The sequence below is a fragment of the Brevibacillus migulae genome, from assembly GCF_004521915.1.
Taxonomy (GTDB): domain Bacteria; phylum Bacillota; class Bacilli; order Brevibacillales; family Brevibacillaceae; genus Brevibacillus_F; species Brevibacillus_F migulae.
Map to the genome: position 1 here is coordinate 26,686 of NZ_SDKD01000002.1, position 15,232 is coordinate 41,917.

The following is a 15,232-nucleotide window of genomic DNA, read 5'->3' on the forward strand; positions in this document are numbered from 1 at the left end:
TTCTCCTTATGCTTGCAAATTCCATAAAAAAGAGAAACGAGCATAATCGGGATATGCATCGTTTCTCTCATTATAGCTTATTCTAAGGCTAGGGTGGGAGCAGCTTCTGCCGCCATCAGCTGCTGCAGCTGGGAAGCTTGGTGCTGCGGCAATTCCTGAGGCTGAAGCGTATGCAGGGTGATCTCCGGGCGCGAGCGCAGTCGGATGTTTACGCCTGTCTGTCCAAGACCTTCACTGATATAGAAAGGACGGCCATCCTGGAAATGGAGTCCTTTGATAATATTCATCCGTGCCAGTTTGCCCATTTTCACCAGATGATACGGTTTTGGCCAGTGAATCTGGCCGCCGTGGAAGTGACCGCAAAGCAAATAGTCATAATCATATTTTTTCATGGTCAACACGAGGTTCGGGTCATGTGTCAAGATCAAACGCAGACCGTCATCCGAAACGGTGCGGTAGCTTTTTTCCACGTCGCTGTGACGTGTCCCGTAGTCATCAATCCCAATAATATGAAGCTTCTGACCATGGTGATCGACGGTAACCGTTTGATTGCACAACACTTGACAGCCGATTCGTTCCAATTCCGATTTCAGCAGGGCCAATTTGTTCGCGCCGAGCAGATAATCATGATTGCCGAACACAACATACGTACCCAGCTTCGGATTGATTTGCATCAAGCGTTCTACATAGCGAACAGCATGCGGTATATTTTTCACACGATCAAGCAGATCTCCTGTGATCGCAATCAGATCGATCGGTTGCTCTTTCATTTCTTTTACAATGTCATCGGGTTTTACTGAAAGGTTCTCCATATGCAGATCTGACAGGTGCAGGATGTGAAGGGGCTGTACGTCGTCCACGTTAACTCGCTCAGAGGATTTCAGCTTCAAAGGAACATGATTGATTTGTACATCGAAAGTATTCCGATATGCACGGAACAAAAAAACAGCGGCGAGTATCAACAGAATCGTCCAGATCATCTTTTCTATCACCTCGTCAATTCAATGATAGAGTTCATTATACTAGATTCATTCGACGAAATCGTAAGTAGTTATTGGGAGGAAGGCTTAATTTGTCAAAAATTGAAAAAGTCATTTATAAAGAAAAGGAATTCGGCCGTAAATGAAGAAATATTATGAAAGTTAGAGAAGAAAAACGTGATGGCGAGGAGTGTGAACGTATGAAAGTGGAACTGGTCCCTGCAGTGGAAGGAAATCATAACCTCCAGAACTATGAAGAGGCATACAAAAGCTTCAACTGGGAGGATGTCGAAAAAGAATTCAGCTGGTATGAGACAGGTAAAGTCAATATGGCTTATGAGGCGATCGATCGTCACTTGCTGACCGATCGAAAAGATAAGGTGGCTTTGCTGTACAGCGATCCCAATCGGGAGGAATCGTATACCTTCGCCCAGTTGAGTGAGCTGTCCAACAAGTTTGGTAACGTGCTGCGGCAACGTGGGATTCAAAAAGGTGATCGTGTTTTTGTCTTCATGCCTCGTACGCCGGAGCTTTATGTAAGCGTTTTAGGAGCATTAAAAATCGGTGCCATCGTAGGGCCGTTGTTTGAAGCTTTCATGGAAGCGGCGGTACGCGATCGCTTGCAGGACAGTGAAGCCGTAGCGATTGTGACGACACCAAGCCTGCTTCCCCGTGTACCGGTTGCCGAGCTTCCAGCGCTCAAGCATGTGATTGTCGTGGGAGACAAGGCAGATTGGGCCGAAAATGAAGTCAACTTCCATCAAGAAATGGAGCAGGCTTCCGCCGACCTCGACATCGAATGGGTAGACAGGGAAGATGGCATGCTTTTGCATTACACCTCAGGGTCTACCGGAAAGCCAAAAGGTGTCCTGCATGTGCACAATGCCATGATTCAGCATTTGCAGACAGGGAAATGGGTCCTCGATTTCAAAGAGGATGATATATATTGGTGCAATGCCGACCCAGGCTGGGTGACAGGGACATCGTACGGAATTTTTTCTCCGTGGCTAAACGGAGTGACAAATGTCGTGCGCGGTGGCCGATTCAGCCCGGACGACTGGTACACCACCATTGCGAAAAACAAAGTAACCGTCTGGTACAGCTCGCCAACCGCACTGCGCATGCTGATGGGCGCAGGCGATGAAAGCGTGAAGAAGTATGATCTCTCCTCGCTGCGCCACCTGCTGAGCGTAGGTGAACCGCTGAATCCGGAAGTCGTGCATTGGGGTCTCAAGGTATACGGGCAGCGCATTCATGACACATGGTGGATGACAGAAACAGGCGGACACATGATCTGTAACTACAAATCCATGGACATCAAACCGGGTTCGATGGGCAAACCGTTCCCCGGCATCTACGCTGCCATCATCGATGACCAAGGGAACGAATTGCCGCCGAACCGCATGGGGAATCTGGCTGTTCGTACAGGCTGGCCGTCCATGATGCGTAAAATCTGGAATAACCCGGCGAAGTATCAGGAGTACTTCAGCATCCCGGGTTGGTATGTTTCCGGAGATTCCGCTTACATGGATGAAGACGGCTACTTCTGGTTCCAAGGTCGCATTGATGATGTCATCAATACGTCTGGCGAGCGGGTAGGACCATTCGAGGTTGAAAGCAAACTGGTCGAGCATCCTGCAGTAGCGGAAGCTGGCGTGATCGGGAAGCCTGACCCTGTACGCGGTGAGATCATCAAAGCCTTCATCGCGCTTCGCAGCGGATATGAACCAAGCGAGCAGTTGATGGAGGACATTCGGAAATTTGTGAAGGAAGGCCTGGCTGCACATGCCGCTCCTCGCGAAATCGAATTCCGTGACAAGCTGCCGAAAACACGCTCCGGGAAAATCATGCGCCGTGTGTTGAAAGCATGGGAGCTTGGATTGCCAACCGGAGACCTCTCTACGCTGGAAGATTAACCGAATTGTCATAAACGTCGGAAAAAGTGGCATAGCCTAAAGAAAAGGCTTGCCGCTTTTTTTGCGTTTTTCCATAATAAGGGTGGACGAGCTGACTTGTTACAGAGAGGAATGGAGAGGGGAACGATGCTTGACCGTTTGCTCGAAGTGAAAACGTTTTTTCTGAGTTTGCTTTTGGAAACCATTCCGTTCGTATTAATGGGGGTATTTTTCTCCGCGCTGCTCCAGACCTTCGTCACTCCTGAGCAGGTCAAACGCTGGACTCCCAAATCGGCTCTGATCGCCATCCCATTTGCCGGGGTTCTTGGCTGTCTGTTTCCGGTATGTGAATGCGGGATTGTTCCCGTTGTCCGCAGACTGCTTCAAAAAGGGATGCCCGTGCCAGTGGGTATCGTCTTTTTGCTAGCGGGACCGGTTGTCAATCCGGTCGTGCTCGCTTCCACCTATGTGGCTTTTCCGCGATTGCCGGAGATGGCGGTCAATAGGGCCGTGCTCGCCTTTTTGGTCGCTGTAACGGTGGGGATCATCTTATGGCTGACGATGCGCAAGTCACCGTTGAAGCACGGAGTGGATCGTGAGCTGCGCCATGAAGAAGAGCATGCGCGTCAGAATCAGGGGAAGCTATCGGCTACCTTTTCTCATGCGGTGGATGAATTTTTTGATATGGGCAAATATTTGCTGTTCGGTGCGTTGATCAGCTCGCTGATTCAAGTGTTTGTGGCAAGAGAGGCATTGCTCGAGATTGGACAGTCCCCATTAGCGTCCCACTTGGCCATGATGGGGATGGCGTATGTGTTTTCCTTGTGCTCCGAAGCGGACGCGTTTATTGCCGCTTCGTTTGCCGGTACGTTTACGGCAAGTTCGCTGCTTGCTTTTCTCGTGTATGGGCCCATGGTGGATCTGAAGAGCACCCTCATGCTGATGAGCACCTTTCGCTTTGCTTTTGTTTGCAGGCTGATCGCGCTCGTGACGGTTTTTGTGCTCGTCTATACCATTTTCCTGCCCTTGTAAAAGGAGGATGAACGATGAATGCTGCAAGCTTGAAACGACATTACTTTATCCGCAGCTATGTGCTGCTGGGCTTCTGCTTTCTTTTGGCTGATCTGGCCGCGACAGGAAAGCTGGGCTATTATTTGGCACCGCGCATGCATGCTTTGGCCTATGTCACATTGGCCATTTTGATCATTTTGACCGGTGCAAGCTTTCGCCAAGCGATCATGGGACCGACGCAGTACGTTTGTGATTGTGCGGATTCACATGGAGTGCCGCATGGATTCTGGAAGTCAGCAGTGATCTACTCCTTGTTTGTGCTGCCGCTGGCGATGAGCTTTTTTCTGCCAGATAAAATACTCGGCAGCGCTGTAGCGGAAAAAAGGGGCCTGACCCTGGCAGCGGGAGAGGTGAAAAGAGAGATTGCGCTGACGCAAGCAAATGCCAATGGCAGCAGCTCATCAGGAGGTCAAGGTCAAACAGAAGGACTTCCACCAACACCACCTGCTGTACAGTCAAAAGCCAGTTCAGCAGAGCTAGCGGGGAAAAAACCGAAGACGGAGGAAGACATCCGCCAGATGTTTGCCGAGCAGCAATTCGGCGATTTTTATACATCGCTCGCTGTCGGCTTTTACAAGCAGCCCGTCATTCAACTGGATGACAAGGTTTTCCTCGATGGCCTAACCACGTTGGAGTTGTATCCCAAGCAGTTTTCCGGAAAAAAACTGACCACCATGGGTTTTGTTTATCGGGAACAGGGAATGGCACAAAATCAGTTTGTCACTGCACGTTTTTCCGTCTCTTGCTGCACTGCCGATGCCGCCGTGTACGGGCTTTTGGTAGAAAGTGAGCAAGGAAGCAAGCTTGCCAAAGACAGCTGGGTGCAAGTGACGGGAACCTTGGAGAGCAGGACCGTCGATGACTATGACACGCTCGTGTTAAAGGCGGAGCAGGTCAAGCCGGTAAAAGCACCGAAGGATCCATACGTCTATTATTCCTTCGATACCCCGCAATAAAAAGAAGCACCCCCGTACAGAAAGGCCATTGCGTGAAGCCTGTACGGGGGTTATTGATGTGCGGATATAGTCGGCAATGATGGCAAGGGCAATAAGGCAGAAATACGAGTACCGGAGCCTTCGAGGCGTTCAATGGAGCATTGTCCCCCCAATTCCGCCGCTCTTTCTCTGATCGACACCAGCCCGATGCCTCCATTTTCTGAAGAGACAGGCACCGTCTGGATTCCTTTTCCGTTATCAGTGACGGTAATGCTGAGCATGGCAGGAGTAAGCAGTTCCAAATGGACGAGACAATGGGTAGCATTTGCATGCCTGACTACATTGACCAATGATTCCGTAATGATGCGAAAAGCGGCCACTTCCACCGCTGCGGGCAATGGCGGCAGCTGGTCAGGAGCCACCAGCTCTATACGGGGCAGCCTCTCCTCTGAAGAAGCCAACATCACCTTTGTAAGTTCGCGGATGCGCTCCCTCACTGCACCCACGAGCCCGAATTCATCCAAAGTAGGAGGCCGCAAATCATGGACGAGGGTGCGTATTTCATCGACCGTAGAGCGGATGACCTGGCGAAAATCTGCGAGAATGCCTACGGCCAGATCCGGGTCCTGGCGTACATACTTTTCCGCGGCGGCCGCGTTCAGGGCAAGTGCCGCCAGCCGTGGGGCAAGATCATCATGAAGATTATGACGGATCTGCCGGCGTTCTTCCTCCCGGGCGAGTACCATTTTTTCGCGTGATTCTTGCAAATCATCCGCCAGCAGCCGCATCCCGAAGGTCATATGGACATTTTGTACGATTGGACCGGCTTGTTGCAGGAGAATGGACAATAATTTGACATCCTCTGCCGTAAATGGTTCTCCCGGTGAACGTGGACTGACATACAAAGTCCCAAGCGTCTCGCCTTGATGAATGATGGGAAAGGACACGGTGTCCTCAGGCTGCTGCCCTGACATGGTTGCCAGCTTGTCATGCCCGTTAATGTCGATGGAGATGCTGGCATAAGGAAGGCGCAAAGCATCTCGGATGGATTGGACCACTACATACAGCATGTCGTCCGGCTCAATCGGTTTGATCAATTGATCCCCCAGCTCGGATAAGACAGCGTACGGGTCATCGTGCCTCCCTTTCAGCATCCGATTGACATGACGCTGCAACCATTCCTTTAATGGGGAAAACATGACAGCCACCAGGGCGGTTGCTACGAGTGACACCAAAAAATGATCTTCGGAATGAAACAACCGGCCAAGATACAGAACTGTCAACGTATAAACGGCGATAACAGCACCAGAAAGCGCCACGTAGACCAGCGTACGATTGACGATCGGATCGATATCCCAAAGACGATGCCGCAGGATAGCCATGCTCAAGGTCAGCGGGATCATGATCATAAATAGATGCAGGACCGCATTGATTGCTATGAACCACAGCGGACCGTGTGAGAAGGGAGGCACATAGACGGAACTGATTCCGATTAAACCTGTCAGGGCAATCGTCATTCCAAAGACCACCCATTTTGTCTGCTGTTTTTCTTCCGGAGTTGAAATGTGTCGATAGCGATAAATCTGTGTAACCATCAAAAGCGTGGTCGGAATCAACAGCAACAGAATTTGCAGGGCAAACGGCCACTCATGGTAATCGACACCTGTAGGAACAACATGGAAAGCGACATAAAGCAGGCAAAGCAGATAAACAAGAATAACCGGCTTTCGACGGATAAAACGGCCATCAGGAAAAAGGAAGAAGAACAGAAAAAAAGTGCTCAAACCAACGGCGTTTTCAATCTCCAGCCACGCTTCCAGCAAAAGATTCCCTTCTGCGGCGGCTATGGGGAGTGTAGGAAAGTTTGTCCCGAACGAAACGAGCATGATTGCCGCCAAAAGTCCCAATGGTTCCCGAAAGCACTTGATCAAAATGATCAGCGCCGCTGCATAATAGGCCAAAATCAGCGTGCAGTCGATAATCACAAACGACGTTGCGTAGGATTGGGGCGTGAGGTTATGCAAGGCCAGCTCGGTAACCGAATAAGGAGGAGAAGGTCCGATTAAACAGGGCTCCCGCAAGCATTTGTCCGAAATGGCATCAAAATAAACGGGAATACAGCCAAAAACAATAGCTGCTGTCAAAACGAAAAACAGGACAACCATTCCTTGAAAAAAAGGAAGATTACGAATCATAAATGAGGCAATCGGGGAAGATGAACGTCCCGATTCCGAAATTGACATACGAGTAACCGCCTCTCTCATAGCGTGAGGATTGCGTAACCCATTATAAATGAACAAAGGAAAATTTTGAATATTCGCGGCTGGAATTTGCGACAAAACAAAAAGGCGGCAGCAAGGACGCAATCATCGCGTCCGGAGCTGCCGCTTCTTTCATGCCATTTATTCATAACGGAACCTGCGCCGCGCCAAAGCCTTCGCAACCAGCCCATAACGCGGGGAAAAAACAAAGCTTAGCAGGAAAAGAAGACCGGCAACGGCTGTCATGGCCCCGGCAATGGAGCTGTCAAGCCAGGTCGCTAACAAATACCCGCCACCGGCACTGAGGATACCGGCGCCCATGCTGAGAAACAGCATTACGGGTAAACGATCCGTCAGAAGGTAGGCAGTCGCAGCGGGTACCACCAGCATGGCCACCACCAGGATCGCCCCCACGCTTTCAAAAGAGGCAACGGTTGCCAAGGATACCAGCCCCATCAGCAGATAATGAAAGAACAGGACGGGAATGCCGACTGCTGCTGCCATCGCCGGATCAAAGCTGCAGAGCTTGATCTCCTTGTAGAACAGGCCAACGGTCAGGAGACTGAGAAGAAATACGCCGCCGATCAACCAGACCGCTCGCGGACCCATATCCATCGTTCCCCATTGCCAGGTATCCCACGGCACATAGGCGATCTCTCCATATAAGACACAGTCGAGATCCAGATCGACTTGCTGCGTGTATAACGATACCAGCACAACCCCGATAGAGAAGAGAGCGGTGAAAGTAACGCCGATGGCCGCATCCGTTTTGACGCCGCTCTGGTGCAGGCTTTGTATCAAAAAGACAGTCAGCAGCCCGGCGACCATAGCTCCGATCAGCATCGGCAGCGTGTCCCTGCTTCCGCTCACCAAAAAGGCAAGCACAATCCCCGGCAGCACGGCATGGCTGATGGCATCTCCGAGCATAGCCATCCGCCGCAATATGAGAAAGCAACCAAGGAAGCCGCAGGAAGCAGCCACCAGGGCGCCAGTCAGGATAATCCAGAGGGTGTTCATACGGATACTCCTTTCCGTTTCTGATCGATTCGCGTGATAACGGGATGAGGGATGGCAGATAGCTTGGGAGTCAGACCGTAGGAATCCAAGTCACGCAAAATCGGGGCCAATTGCTCGGGTACAAGCTGCCCCACAAAATCCCCCTTGTTAGGATCAATTGACAGTGCTTGATATTGCTGTTCATTCATCCAATACAGATCCCAGAGGCGCTGATTCAGGATGAGCTGATGAGCGTGTTGCAGACCAGCGGCGGTGAAGATCCACCCGGGCTGTTCGCCGCCGGATTTGCGATAGTCGACCATGCCTTTGCGCTGCAAGGCAAGGAGCGCGCGCCGCAGTGTCCGGAGGGGCTTCCCGCTTTTCTCCATCAGGCTTTCCGGCGAGCAGCCCTTCAAGAAATGCGCAGGAGAGAGTTCAAACCATTCATATAAGGCGCATAGCACATCTTCCTCCAGGATGGTTTTTCGCAAGCGCAGAAAACGAAGCAGGCGAAAGAGCAGCCCTCGCCGTGGTGAAAACAGCAAGGAAAAGAGGAAGAAGCAAGTGGCTGCCAAGACAATCATGGGTCCTGTCGGCAGATTTTCGACTTGTGTGCTGAATAACGTACCGAGCATGCCGCTGAGGGCTCCAAACAGCCCTGCGAGGATAACCATCGAGGAAAGCCGGTCGGTCCAGTAGCGGGCGGTCACTGCCGGCGCGATCAGCATGGCGGCCATCAATACGACCCCGACAGCTTGCAAACCGATGACCACCGCTGTCAGCAGCATCAGCATGAGCAGACTATCGAGCAAGCCCATCGGAAAGCCCAAGCCACGTCCGTAGCCCGGATCAAAGGTGAGCAGCGTAAACTCCTTGAACAGCAAGGTCGTGATCGACAGCAAAACGATCGAAACGATAATCATTTGGGTCACATCGCCCGAGACGAGTGAAGCAGCCTGCCCAAAGAGGAATTTATCCAGCCCGCTCTGATTGCCAGTGGGACTGTGTTGAATAAAGGTAAGCAGAACGATGCCGATTCCAAAAAAGACGGAAAGCGTGATGGCAAGCGCGGTGTCTTCCTTAATCCGCGTGTGACGGGTGATCGCCGTAATGCAGGTGGTGGCCACGAGTCCAGCGATCGCGGCCCCGATGAGAAACAGCCCTACCGATTTGGAGCCAGTCAGCAGATAGACCAGGCAGACCCCGGGCAGTGCGGCATGAGCAAGCGCATCCCCCATCAGGGAGCGACCTCGCAGAAACGCAAAGCTTCCCAGAACCCCTCCGGATAGCCCCAGCAGCATGCAGCCAAACAGCACCCATTGCGTATTGGGATCTTGCAAGGACATCCACACATTCATAGCGGCTCCTCCTCCGGCAAAACCGCATCAGGCGAGGAGGAAAGCACTGCTCCGAGATGCTGCAGTCGTCCGCCATAGGTTTTGTGCAGGTTCTCTGTCGTAAATACTTCCTGAGTCGGTCCGGCTGCAATGATGCGCCGATTCAGCATAATCACCCAATCAAAGTATTCTTCGACGGTTTGCAGATCGTGATGGACGACCAGGACCGTCTTTTGCTGCACCTTAAGCTCAGTCAGCAGCTGGATGATGGCTTTTTCGGTAGCTGCATCCACACCGGCAAAGGGCTCATCCATGAAATAAAGCTGCGCTTCCTGTGCCAGCGCCCGAGCCAGAAACACACGCTGCTGCTGTCCGCCGGAGAGCTGGCTGATCTGACGGTCCGCGTAATCAGACATTCCTACCTTTTGCAAGCACTGCAGTGACAGCTGACGGTCATGCTTGCCGGGGCGGCGGAACCAGCCCAGCTTGCCATAACGGCCCATCAGCACGACATCAAGCGCATTGGTAGGGAAGTCCCAGTCAACGGTCTCACGTTGGGGAACGTAGCCAACCAGCTTTCTTTGCTGCTTGTACGGTTTTCCGTATATTTGCGTTTGCCCGGAAGCGACCGGGACCAGGCCTTGAATCGCTTTGATCAGCGTCGATTTGCCAGCCCCATTTGGACCGATGATGCCGATCAGTTTTCCTTCGGGTATGGTCAAGGACACATTGCGCAGTACGGGCTTTTTTTGATAGGCAACTGTCAGATCGTGAACGGTGAGGGGGGAAGCATTTGATATTCCTTTCATCGGACATCCTCCTTTTTGGGCATTGAATTATTTCAACGCCTTTACGATGGTGTCGACGTTATGTCTGACCATCCCGATGTAAGTGCCCTCCGGTGTGCCGGGCGCCCCCATCGCATCGGAAAACAGTTCTCCGCCAATGACGACGGTATGGTTTTTGGCGGCTGCGCCCTGGACGACAGCTTCGATCGATTGCTTCGGGATGGAGGACTCGATAAAGACGGCTTTGATTTTGCGCGAAACGAGCGTATCGACCAAGGTTTGCACGTCTTTCAATCCGTATTCGGAGGCGGTGCTGATGCCCTGTAATCCCAAGACTTCCACGCCATAGGCACGCCCAAAGTATCCAAAGGCATCGTGGGCTGTGACGAGAACACGCTGTTCTTGCGGGATGGTAGCCAGCTGAGTGATCGCATATTGATGCAATTCTTCCAGCTCTTTCAGGTATTTGCTGGCGTTTGCTTCATAGACGGATTGATTTGCGGGGTCAAAAGCCACCAGATCGGCGCGTGCCTGTTCTACGGCCTTCATCCATAGGGATACGTCAAACCAGACATGCGGATCGAATGCTTGCGGGGAAGCAGGATTGCTCAGCAGCATATTTTCGGGGATGCCTGCGGTGACCGCTTTCACCGGTTTTTGCTTGCCGATTTTCTCCAGAATATCTACCATCTTGCCTTCGAGATGAAGCCCGGAGTAAAAAATCAGGTCGGCTTGTTCAATCCGTTTGATATCGCCCTGAGATGCTTTATACAAATGCGGGTCGACGCCAGGGCCCATCAAATGAGTGACGTTCACCTTGTCTCCGCCTACGCGGGCAACAATATCTGCGACCATTCCAGTGGTCGCAGTGATCTGCCACTTTCCATCCGTCTGTGCAGATGGTTGGTCCGAAGGGGTGCAACCCGTGATCGCCAACGAAAAAGCGAGCAAACATACCATTCCAAAATACCAGAATCGACGCGAAGAATTGCTTCCCACAAACATATTTGTCCCTCCTCAATATTGTTTTCTATATACACAAAAGTTTCCTTGGTGCAACTTTAGCACAAAAAAATGACCTGCGGCAACACTATTTTCCTCACGAAAGAAAGTTTCCTTTGTGCAAAAGTAGTGTTCCTGCAGGCAGCTTGAATGGTTGATGATGAATAGCATATGCGGCAAGTGTTAGAAGGTCACTTGCCTATCGATTCATTGTTTAAGCCATGACGCACTGCATAGGCAGCTAGTTGAACCCGATTGGAAAGATGCAGCTTTTCCAGGATGTTTTTGATATGATTTTTCACGGTATTTTCAGCGATGAACAGCCCTTCGCTGATCTCCCGATTGGTTTTACCTGCCGCGATGAAGAGGAGAATTTCCTTCTCTCTCGGCGTCAGCACGCTTGGATCAGGATCATTTTCCACTTGCTCGCTGCGAAAGCGATGGAGTAATCGAGAGGCCAGATCCCGAGGGATGTCCGCATCTTCATCAAGCAAAGCATGCAAGTAGCTGAGCCAATCGTCCGGCTCCAAATTTTTGAGCAGGTACCCTTGTGCGCCGTATTGAATGGCCGTAATCAGGTCGCCGACATCATCCGAGACGCTCAGGATGACCACTTTCATATGGGGGAACGCTTTTTTCACTTCTTTTGTCGCTTTCAGGCCATCCCATTTCGGCATGTTGATATCCATTAAAATCAGATCAGGGGACAGCTCGCTGCACAGGCGAAACGCTTCTTGTCCATCGGCTGCTTCTCCAATCAGTGAAAAAGAGGAGTCCTGTTCCAGCAAACTGCGGATGGCGGCTCTCGCCATAGGGTGATCATCTGCGATCAGTACACGATATTGCAACGTTTTTTCCCCTCCTTATTTGGAATGCAATGACAGCATGGTGCCGCCGGATTGCTGTGAAGATAAGGAAAACATGGCCCCAAGCTTTTCAGCCCGTTCGCGCATCATCACGATGCCGTAATGATCAGCCGAGATGGCGCCTTGGTCGAAGCCGCTGCCGTTGTCTGTAATAACCAGCTTCCATTGTCGTTCAGCCTTGACCTGCAAGGTGAGGGTAGCATGGCTGGCAGCCGCATGCTTTCGAATATTGGCAAAGGCTTCCTGCACGATGCCGAACAGCTGCACTTCTTCTGCAGGAGAAAAGGTTGATTCCGGAATCTCCATCAGGCAATCGACATCAACACCGGTCAGCGAACTCCACTGGGTAAGCCATTTTTCCAAGCGCTGTGGAAAGCTGCCTTCTTCCGGCAAGGCGCGCAAATTGAAAATCGCTTGCCGTACATGCTTGTCAATTTCGGATACAGCAGCACGCGCTTCGTTTACATGACCTTGCCGCAGCTTCACATTCAGGAAAAAAAGCGATTGGGCAATGCCGTCGTGCAGTTCACGAGCCAGCCGCTCTCGCTCCTCATATACCGCGCGGCGAGCTTGCTCCTCCACAAGCCGATCATTCATCCGGCGGATCATCCGAAAGACCCAGGAGGCAAACAAGAAGGAGATCGCAAAGGAAATGATCGTGATCAGCAAATTGCCCGTCTCCATCGGAATGTAGGCGAGCAACCAATCATGCCGCAAAAATTCGAAGGTGCCGATGACGAGCGGGGGGACGAAAACCGTTAAAAAGTAGAGCTTGCGATATGTCATGCTTTTCCCAACCTTTATCTCCCATTTCATTACTAGTATACCGAATGGGTCAAGCTGGTGATATACTTGGAACGAGAATGACGTATGGCGAGGGGAGTAGAAATCGATGAATACACTAGCCAGAGCGCTTACGATAGCAGGCTCGGACAGCGGCGGCGGAGCTGGCATCCAAGCTGACCTCAAAACCTTTCATCAGTTGGGGGTGTATGGCATGAGTGCATTGACCGCCATTACCGCCCAAAATACGTTGGGGGTGGCAGCTGTCTACCCGATGAGTGTGGACGCCGTTGCCCAGCAGATTGAAGAGGTGTTACGCGATATTGGCACGGATGCGTTGAAAACCGGGATGCTGTTTGACGCGCCGATCATTACAACGGTAGCGGAAAAAATCAGGCAGCATGGGGTCAAGCGAGTCGTAGTGGATCCGGTCATGGTCGCAAAAGGGGGAGCCAAGCTGCTTCAGGATGAAGCCATTGAGGCGCTGAAAACGCAGCTGCTGCCGCTCGCCATGGTTGTCACGCCCAATCTTCCCGAGGCTGAATGCCTGACGGGGATGACGATCAAGGATCTGCCCGCCATGAAGGAAGCGGCCGTGCTGATCCATCAAATGGGCCCTAAATATGTGATCGTCAAAGGCGGGCACATGGAAGACGATCAAATTACCGATCTGCTGTATGATGGCGAACAATTCCACACGTTTGGGCATCAGCGGGTCCATACCAGACACACCCATGGAACCGGCTGCACATTTTCAGCTGCATTGACGGCCCAACTTGCAAAAGGGACGGATATCCTTGCAGCCGTTGAGCAGGCCAAACGATTCATCATTCAAGCGATTGCCACAGCCCCTCAGTTGGGCGGCGGACATGGCCCGACCAACCATTGGGCGTCCATTGACTAACCCATGCATGAGGATACATGAAAAAAACCAACTTTTTCATCAAGGTGAAAAGCTGGTTTTTTTTCATGGATGCGTTACTGCAAAGGAATCGAAAATTCTCCATCCAGCCGTGCGGGATAGTCAGACAAGCGCAAGGTAAGCATCGTGCGGTTGGGAGCGTACGTATAATCCTCCAAGGTGAATCCCACCCGCGCTTGCTTTTCTCCATTGCGGTAAAAATGCTCCGCCGATTCAAACTGCTTCCCCAGATTATCGGTGAAACTCGAGAAGAACAGATGCGCAGTAGGATTCCCAGGCGCATTTCGATCATCTTCGTTGACAGCAAACTCAATCGTTGCTGTATCCTCTCCAGTCTCGAACCTTTCCAAGGAAATGGAATCGTCCGGCGTCTTCAAAAGTTTTTGGCTGCGTATGTCGAGCACTACATCAAGCTGATCCTTTGGTACGGCACGGATGCTATCTGCAACTAAGCGGAATGGTTCTGAAGCGGAAAAATAAGCACTGTCCAAGTAGTAGATCACATGGTCTTCCGCCAATTGCGAGATTGTCAGCCCATCCGTACTTTTCCACTCTTTGCCGCTTTCGCTCACAATTCGCAGGTTGTCGATCCCAAAGATCTTGTGGGTATTCTGCGGGTCGTACATCATTTCCACCGCTGTTTTTGTGGGGTACATGGTGATGCGTTTTACGGTGATCGACTGCCCTGCAAGCGTTACACTTTGATTGATCGGGTAATCCCGCTTTTTCCCTTTGAATTGTTCCTGCTTGACCGGGAATGTCACCGAATAGGTTTTCGTAGCTCCATTCGGGGGGAGCGGTAGTTGATCCGTACCGCTTAAAGCCGCCGTAAAGGTAAGCGTAATTTGATGAGGGAGTCCGGCCCCTTCAGCAAACGTGATGTCAACCATGTCTTGGACTCGCTCATCTGTCGTATGCTTCGGATCACCATATGAGTAACTTGCCCGCAGACTATTGCCGTTTTCATCGGTCATTTTCAAGTCGGTGATGGCAAATGGACGACCCTCTATCGTCGATTCCAACGTATACAAAATGGCCATGCGCAGCTCATCTGCGATCATCTGCTGGACATGGAAACGGACACCATCATGCTCATCAACCGCATCGATCTGTTGCGCGAAATCATTCTGCCACGCGGTCAAAAGACCCGGATCATGCCCAAGCTGCTCCTCGATGGTGATTGGCCCTGCCAACGGGTCTGTCACAACATTTTCATCAGGCGAAGTAAATCGGATAATGGTCAGAGTCAGGATGATCAACCCGACTACGATGGGTAAATACCAGCGATTGTTTCGATTCACTGCAGGCACCGCCTTTTTCTATCTGATCATTGAAAAGACGTTTCAAGTGGCCGTAACGTTACGTATTTCGCACCATCCGCCCAGTTTTCGCTTAT

General features: G+C 51.4%; 13 protein-coding genes. 4 read left to right on the plus strand and 9 right to left on the minus strand.

Annotated features, from left to right (window positions below):
- Positions 1-77 precede the first annotated feature (77 nt).
- Positions 78-980, minus strand: coding sequence for a metallophosphoesterase (locus EIZ37_RS02195; RefSeq protein WP_134682926.1), 903 nt, complete (start codon positions 978-980; stop codon positions 78-80).
- 200 nt (positions 981-1,180) lie between these two features.
- Here EIZ37_RS02195 and acsA point away from each other — a divergent pair, with 200 nt between their 5' ends.
- From acsA to EIZ37_RS02210, 3 genes are all read left to right on the plus strand, one after another.
- A complete protein-coding gene (gene acsA, locus EIZ37_RS02200) occupies positions 1,181-2,896 on the plus strand; it encodes an acetate--CoA ligase (RefSeq protein WP_134682927.1) in 1,716 nt (571 codons plus the stop codon).
- A gap of 126 nt (positions 2,897-3,022) precedes the next feature.
- Positions 3,023-3,907 (plus strand): permease, encoded by an 885-nt coding sequence (locus EIZ37_RS02205; protein WP_235827870.1) that lies wholly within the window; start codon positions 3,023-3,025, stop codon positions 3,905-3,907.
- Between the two features lie 14 nt (positions 3,908-3,921).
- The gene (locus EIZ37_RS02210; RefSeq protein WP_134682928.1) at positions 3,922-4,902 is read left to right on the plus strand and encodes a TIGR03943 family putative permease subunit; all 981 of its coding nucleotides are present in this window, start codon (positions 3,922-3,924) and stop codon (positions 4,900-4,902) included.
- Between the two features lie 50 nt (positions 4,903-4,952).
- On the opposite strand, the gene EIZ37_RS02215 is transcribed toward EIZ37_RS02210, so the two are convergent.
- From EIZ37_RS02215 to EIZ37_RS02245, 7 genes are all read right to left on the minus strand, one after another.
- Entirely contained in the window at positions 4,953-7,124 is a 2,172-nt protein-coding gene (locus EIZ37_RS02215) for a GAF domain-containing sensor histidine kinase (RefSeq protein WP_167568624.1), read from the minus strand.
- A gap of 159 nt (positions 7,125-7,283) precedes the next feature.
- Positions 7,284-8,159 carry a metal ABC transporter permease gene (locus tag EIZ37_RS02220; RefSeq protein WP_134682930.1) on the minus strand — a complete coding sequence of 292 codons (876 nt, stop codon included), beginning with the start codon at positions 8,157-8,159 and terminating at the stop codon, positions 7,284-7,286.
- The gene (locus tag EIZ37_RS02225; RefSeq protein ID WP_134682931.1) at positions 8,156-9,496 is read right to left on the minus strand and encodes a metal ABC transporter permease; all 1,341 of its coding nucleotides are present in this window, start codon (positions 9,494-9,496) and stop codon (positions 8,156-8,158) included. Before EIZ37_RS02225 ends, EIZ37_RS02220 begins: the two co-directional genes overlap by 4 nt.
- Entirely contained in the window at positions 9,493-10,284 is a 792-nt protein-coding gene (locus EIZ37_RS02230; protein WP_134682932.1) for a metal ABC transporter ATP-binding protein, read from the minus strand. The genes EIZ37_RS02225 and EIZ37_RS02230 overlap by 4 nt, the downstream gene beginning before the upstream one ends.
- Positions 10,285-10,311: 27 nt before the next feature.
- Positions 10,312-11,268: a metal ABC transporter solute-binding protein, Zn/Mn family gene (locus tag EIZ37_RS02235; RefSeq protein ID WP_134682933.1), complete on the minus strand. Its 957-nt coding sequence runs from the start codon at positions 11,266-11,268 to the stop codon at positions 10,312-10,314.
- A gap of 188 nt (positions 11,269-11,456) precedes the next feature.
- Positions 11,457-12,113 (minus strand): response regulator, encoded by a 657-nt coding sequence (locus EIZ37_RS02240; protein WP_134682934.1) that lies wholly within the window; start codon positions 12,111-12,113, stop codon positions 11,457-11,459.
- Between the two features lie 15 nt (positions 12,114-12,128).
- Positions 12,129-12,917 (minus strand): sensor histidine kinase, encoded by a 789-nt coding sequence (locus EIZ37_RS02245; protein ID WP_134682935.1) that lies wholly within the window; start codon positions 12,915-12,917, stop codon positions 12,129-12,131.
- A 106-nt stretch (positions 12,918-13,023) separates the two neighbouring features.
- On the opposite strand from EIZ37_RS02245, the gene thiD reads away from it, so the two are divergent.
- Positions 13,024-13,818: a bifunctional hydroxymethylpyrimidine kinase/phosphomethylpyrimidine kinase gene (gene thiD, locus EIZ37_RS02250; RefSeq protein ID WP_134682936.1), complete on the plus strand. Its 795-nt coding sequence runs from the start codon at positions 13,024-13,026 to the stop codon at positions 13,816-13,818.
- Positions 13,819-13,892: 74 nt separating this feature from the next.
- Here thiD and EIZ37_RS02255 read toward each other — a convergent pair whose 3' ends face one another.
- Positions 13,893-15,137, minus strand: a complete 1,245-nt coding sequence (locus EIZ37_RS02255; protein ID WP_167568625.1) for a DUF4179 domain-containing protein — start codon at positions 15,135-15,137, stop codon at positions 13,893-13,895.
- Between the last annotated feature and the right edge of the window lie 95 nt (positions 15,138-15,232).

What these genes read in the sequence shown, in the direction of transcription:
- EIZ37_RS02210 (WP_134682928.1), top strand. Translation starts at nt 3,922, where the DNA reads ATGAATGCTGCAAGCTTGAAACGACATTACTTTATCCGCAGCTATGTG.
- acsA (WP_134682927.1), top strand. Translation starts at nt 1,181, where the DNA reads ATGAAAGTGGAACTGGTCCCTGCAGTGGAAGGAAATCATAACCTCCAG.
- EIZ37_RS02245 (WP_134682935.1), bottom strand. Translation starts at nt 12,917, where the DNA reads ATGACATATCGCAAGCTCTACTTTTTAACGGTTTTCGTCCCCCCGCTC.
- EIZ37_RS02205 (WP_235827870.1), top strand. Translation starts at nt 3,023, where the DNA reads ATGCTTGACCGTTTGCTCGAAGTGAAAACGTTTTTTCTGAGTTTGCTT.
- EIZ37_RS02230 (WP_134682932.1), bottom strand. Translation starts at nt 10,284, where the DNA reads ATGAAAGGAATATCAAATGCTTCCCCCCTCACCGTTCACGATCTGACA.
- EIZ37_RS02235 (WP_134682933.1), bottom strand. Translation starts at nt 11,268, where the DNA reads ATGTTTGTGGGAAGCAATTCTTCGCGTCGATTCTGGTATTTTGGAATG.
- EIZ37_RS02220 (WP_134682930.1), bottom strand. Translation starts at nt 8,159, where the DNA reads ATGAACACCCTCTGGATTATCCTGACTGGCGCCCTGGTGGCTGCTTCC.
- EIZ37_RS02195 (WP_134682926.1), bottom strand. Translation starts at nt 980, where the DNA reads ATGATCTGGACGATTCTGTTGATACTCGCCGCTGTTTTTTTGTTCCGT.
- thiD (WP_134682936.1), top strand. Translation starts at nt 13,024, where the DNA reads ATGAATACACTAGCCAGAGCGCTTACGATAGCAGGCTCGGACAGCGGC.
- EIZ37_RS02225 (WP_134682931.1), bottom strand. Translation starts at nt 9,496, where the DNA reads ATGAATGTGTGGATGTCCTTGCAAGATCCCAATACGCAATGGGTGCTG.
- EIZ37_RS02215 (WP_167568624.1), bottom strand. Translation starts at nt 7,124, where the DNA reads ATGTCAATTTCGGAATCGGGACGTTCATCTTCCCCGATTGCCTCATTT.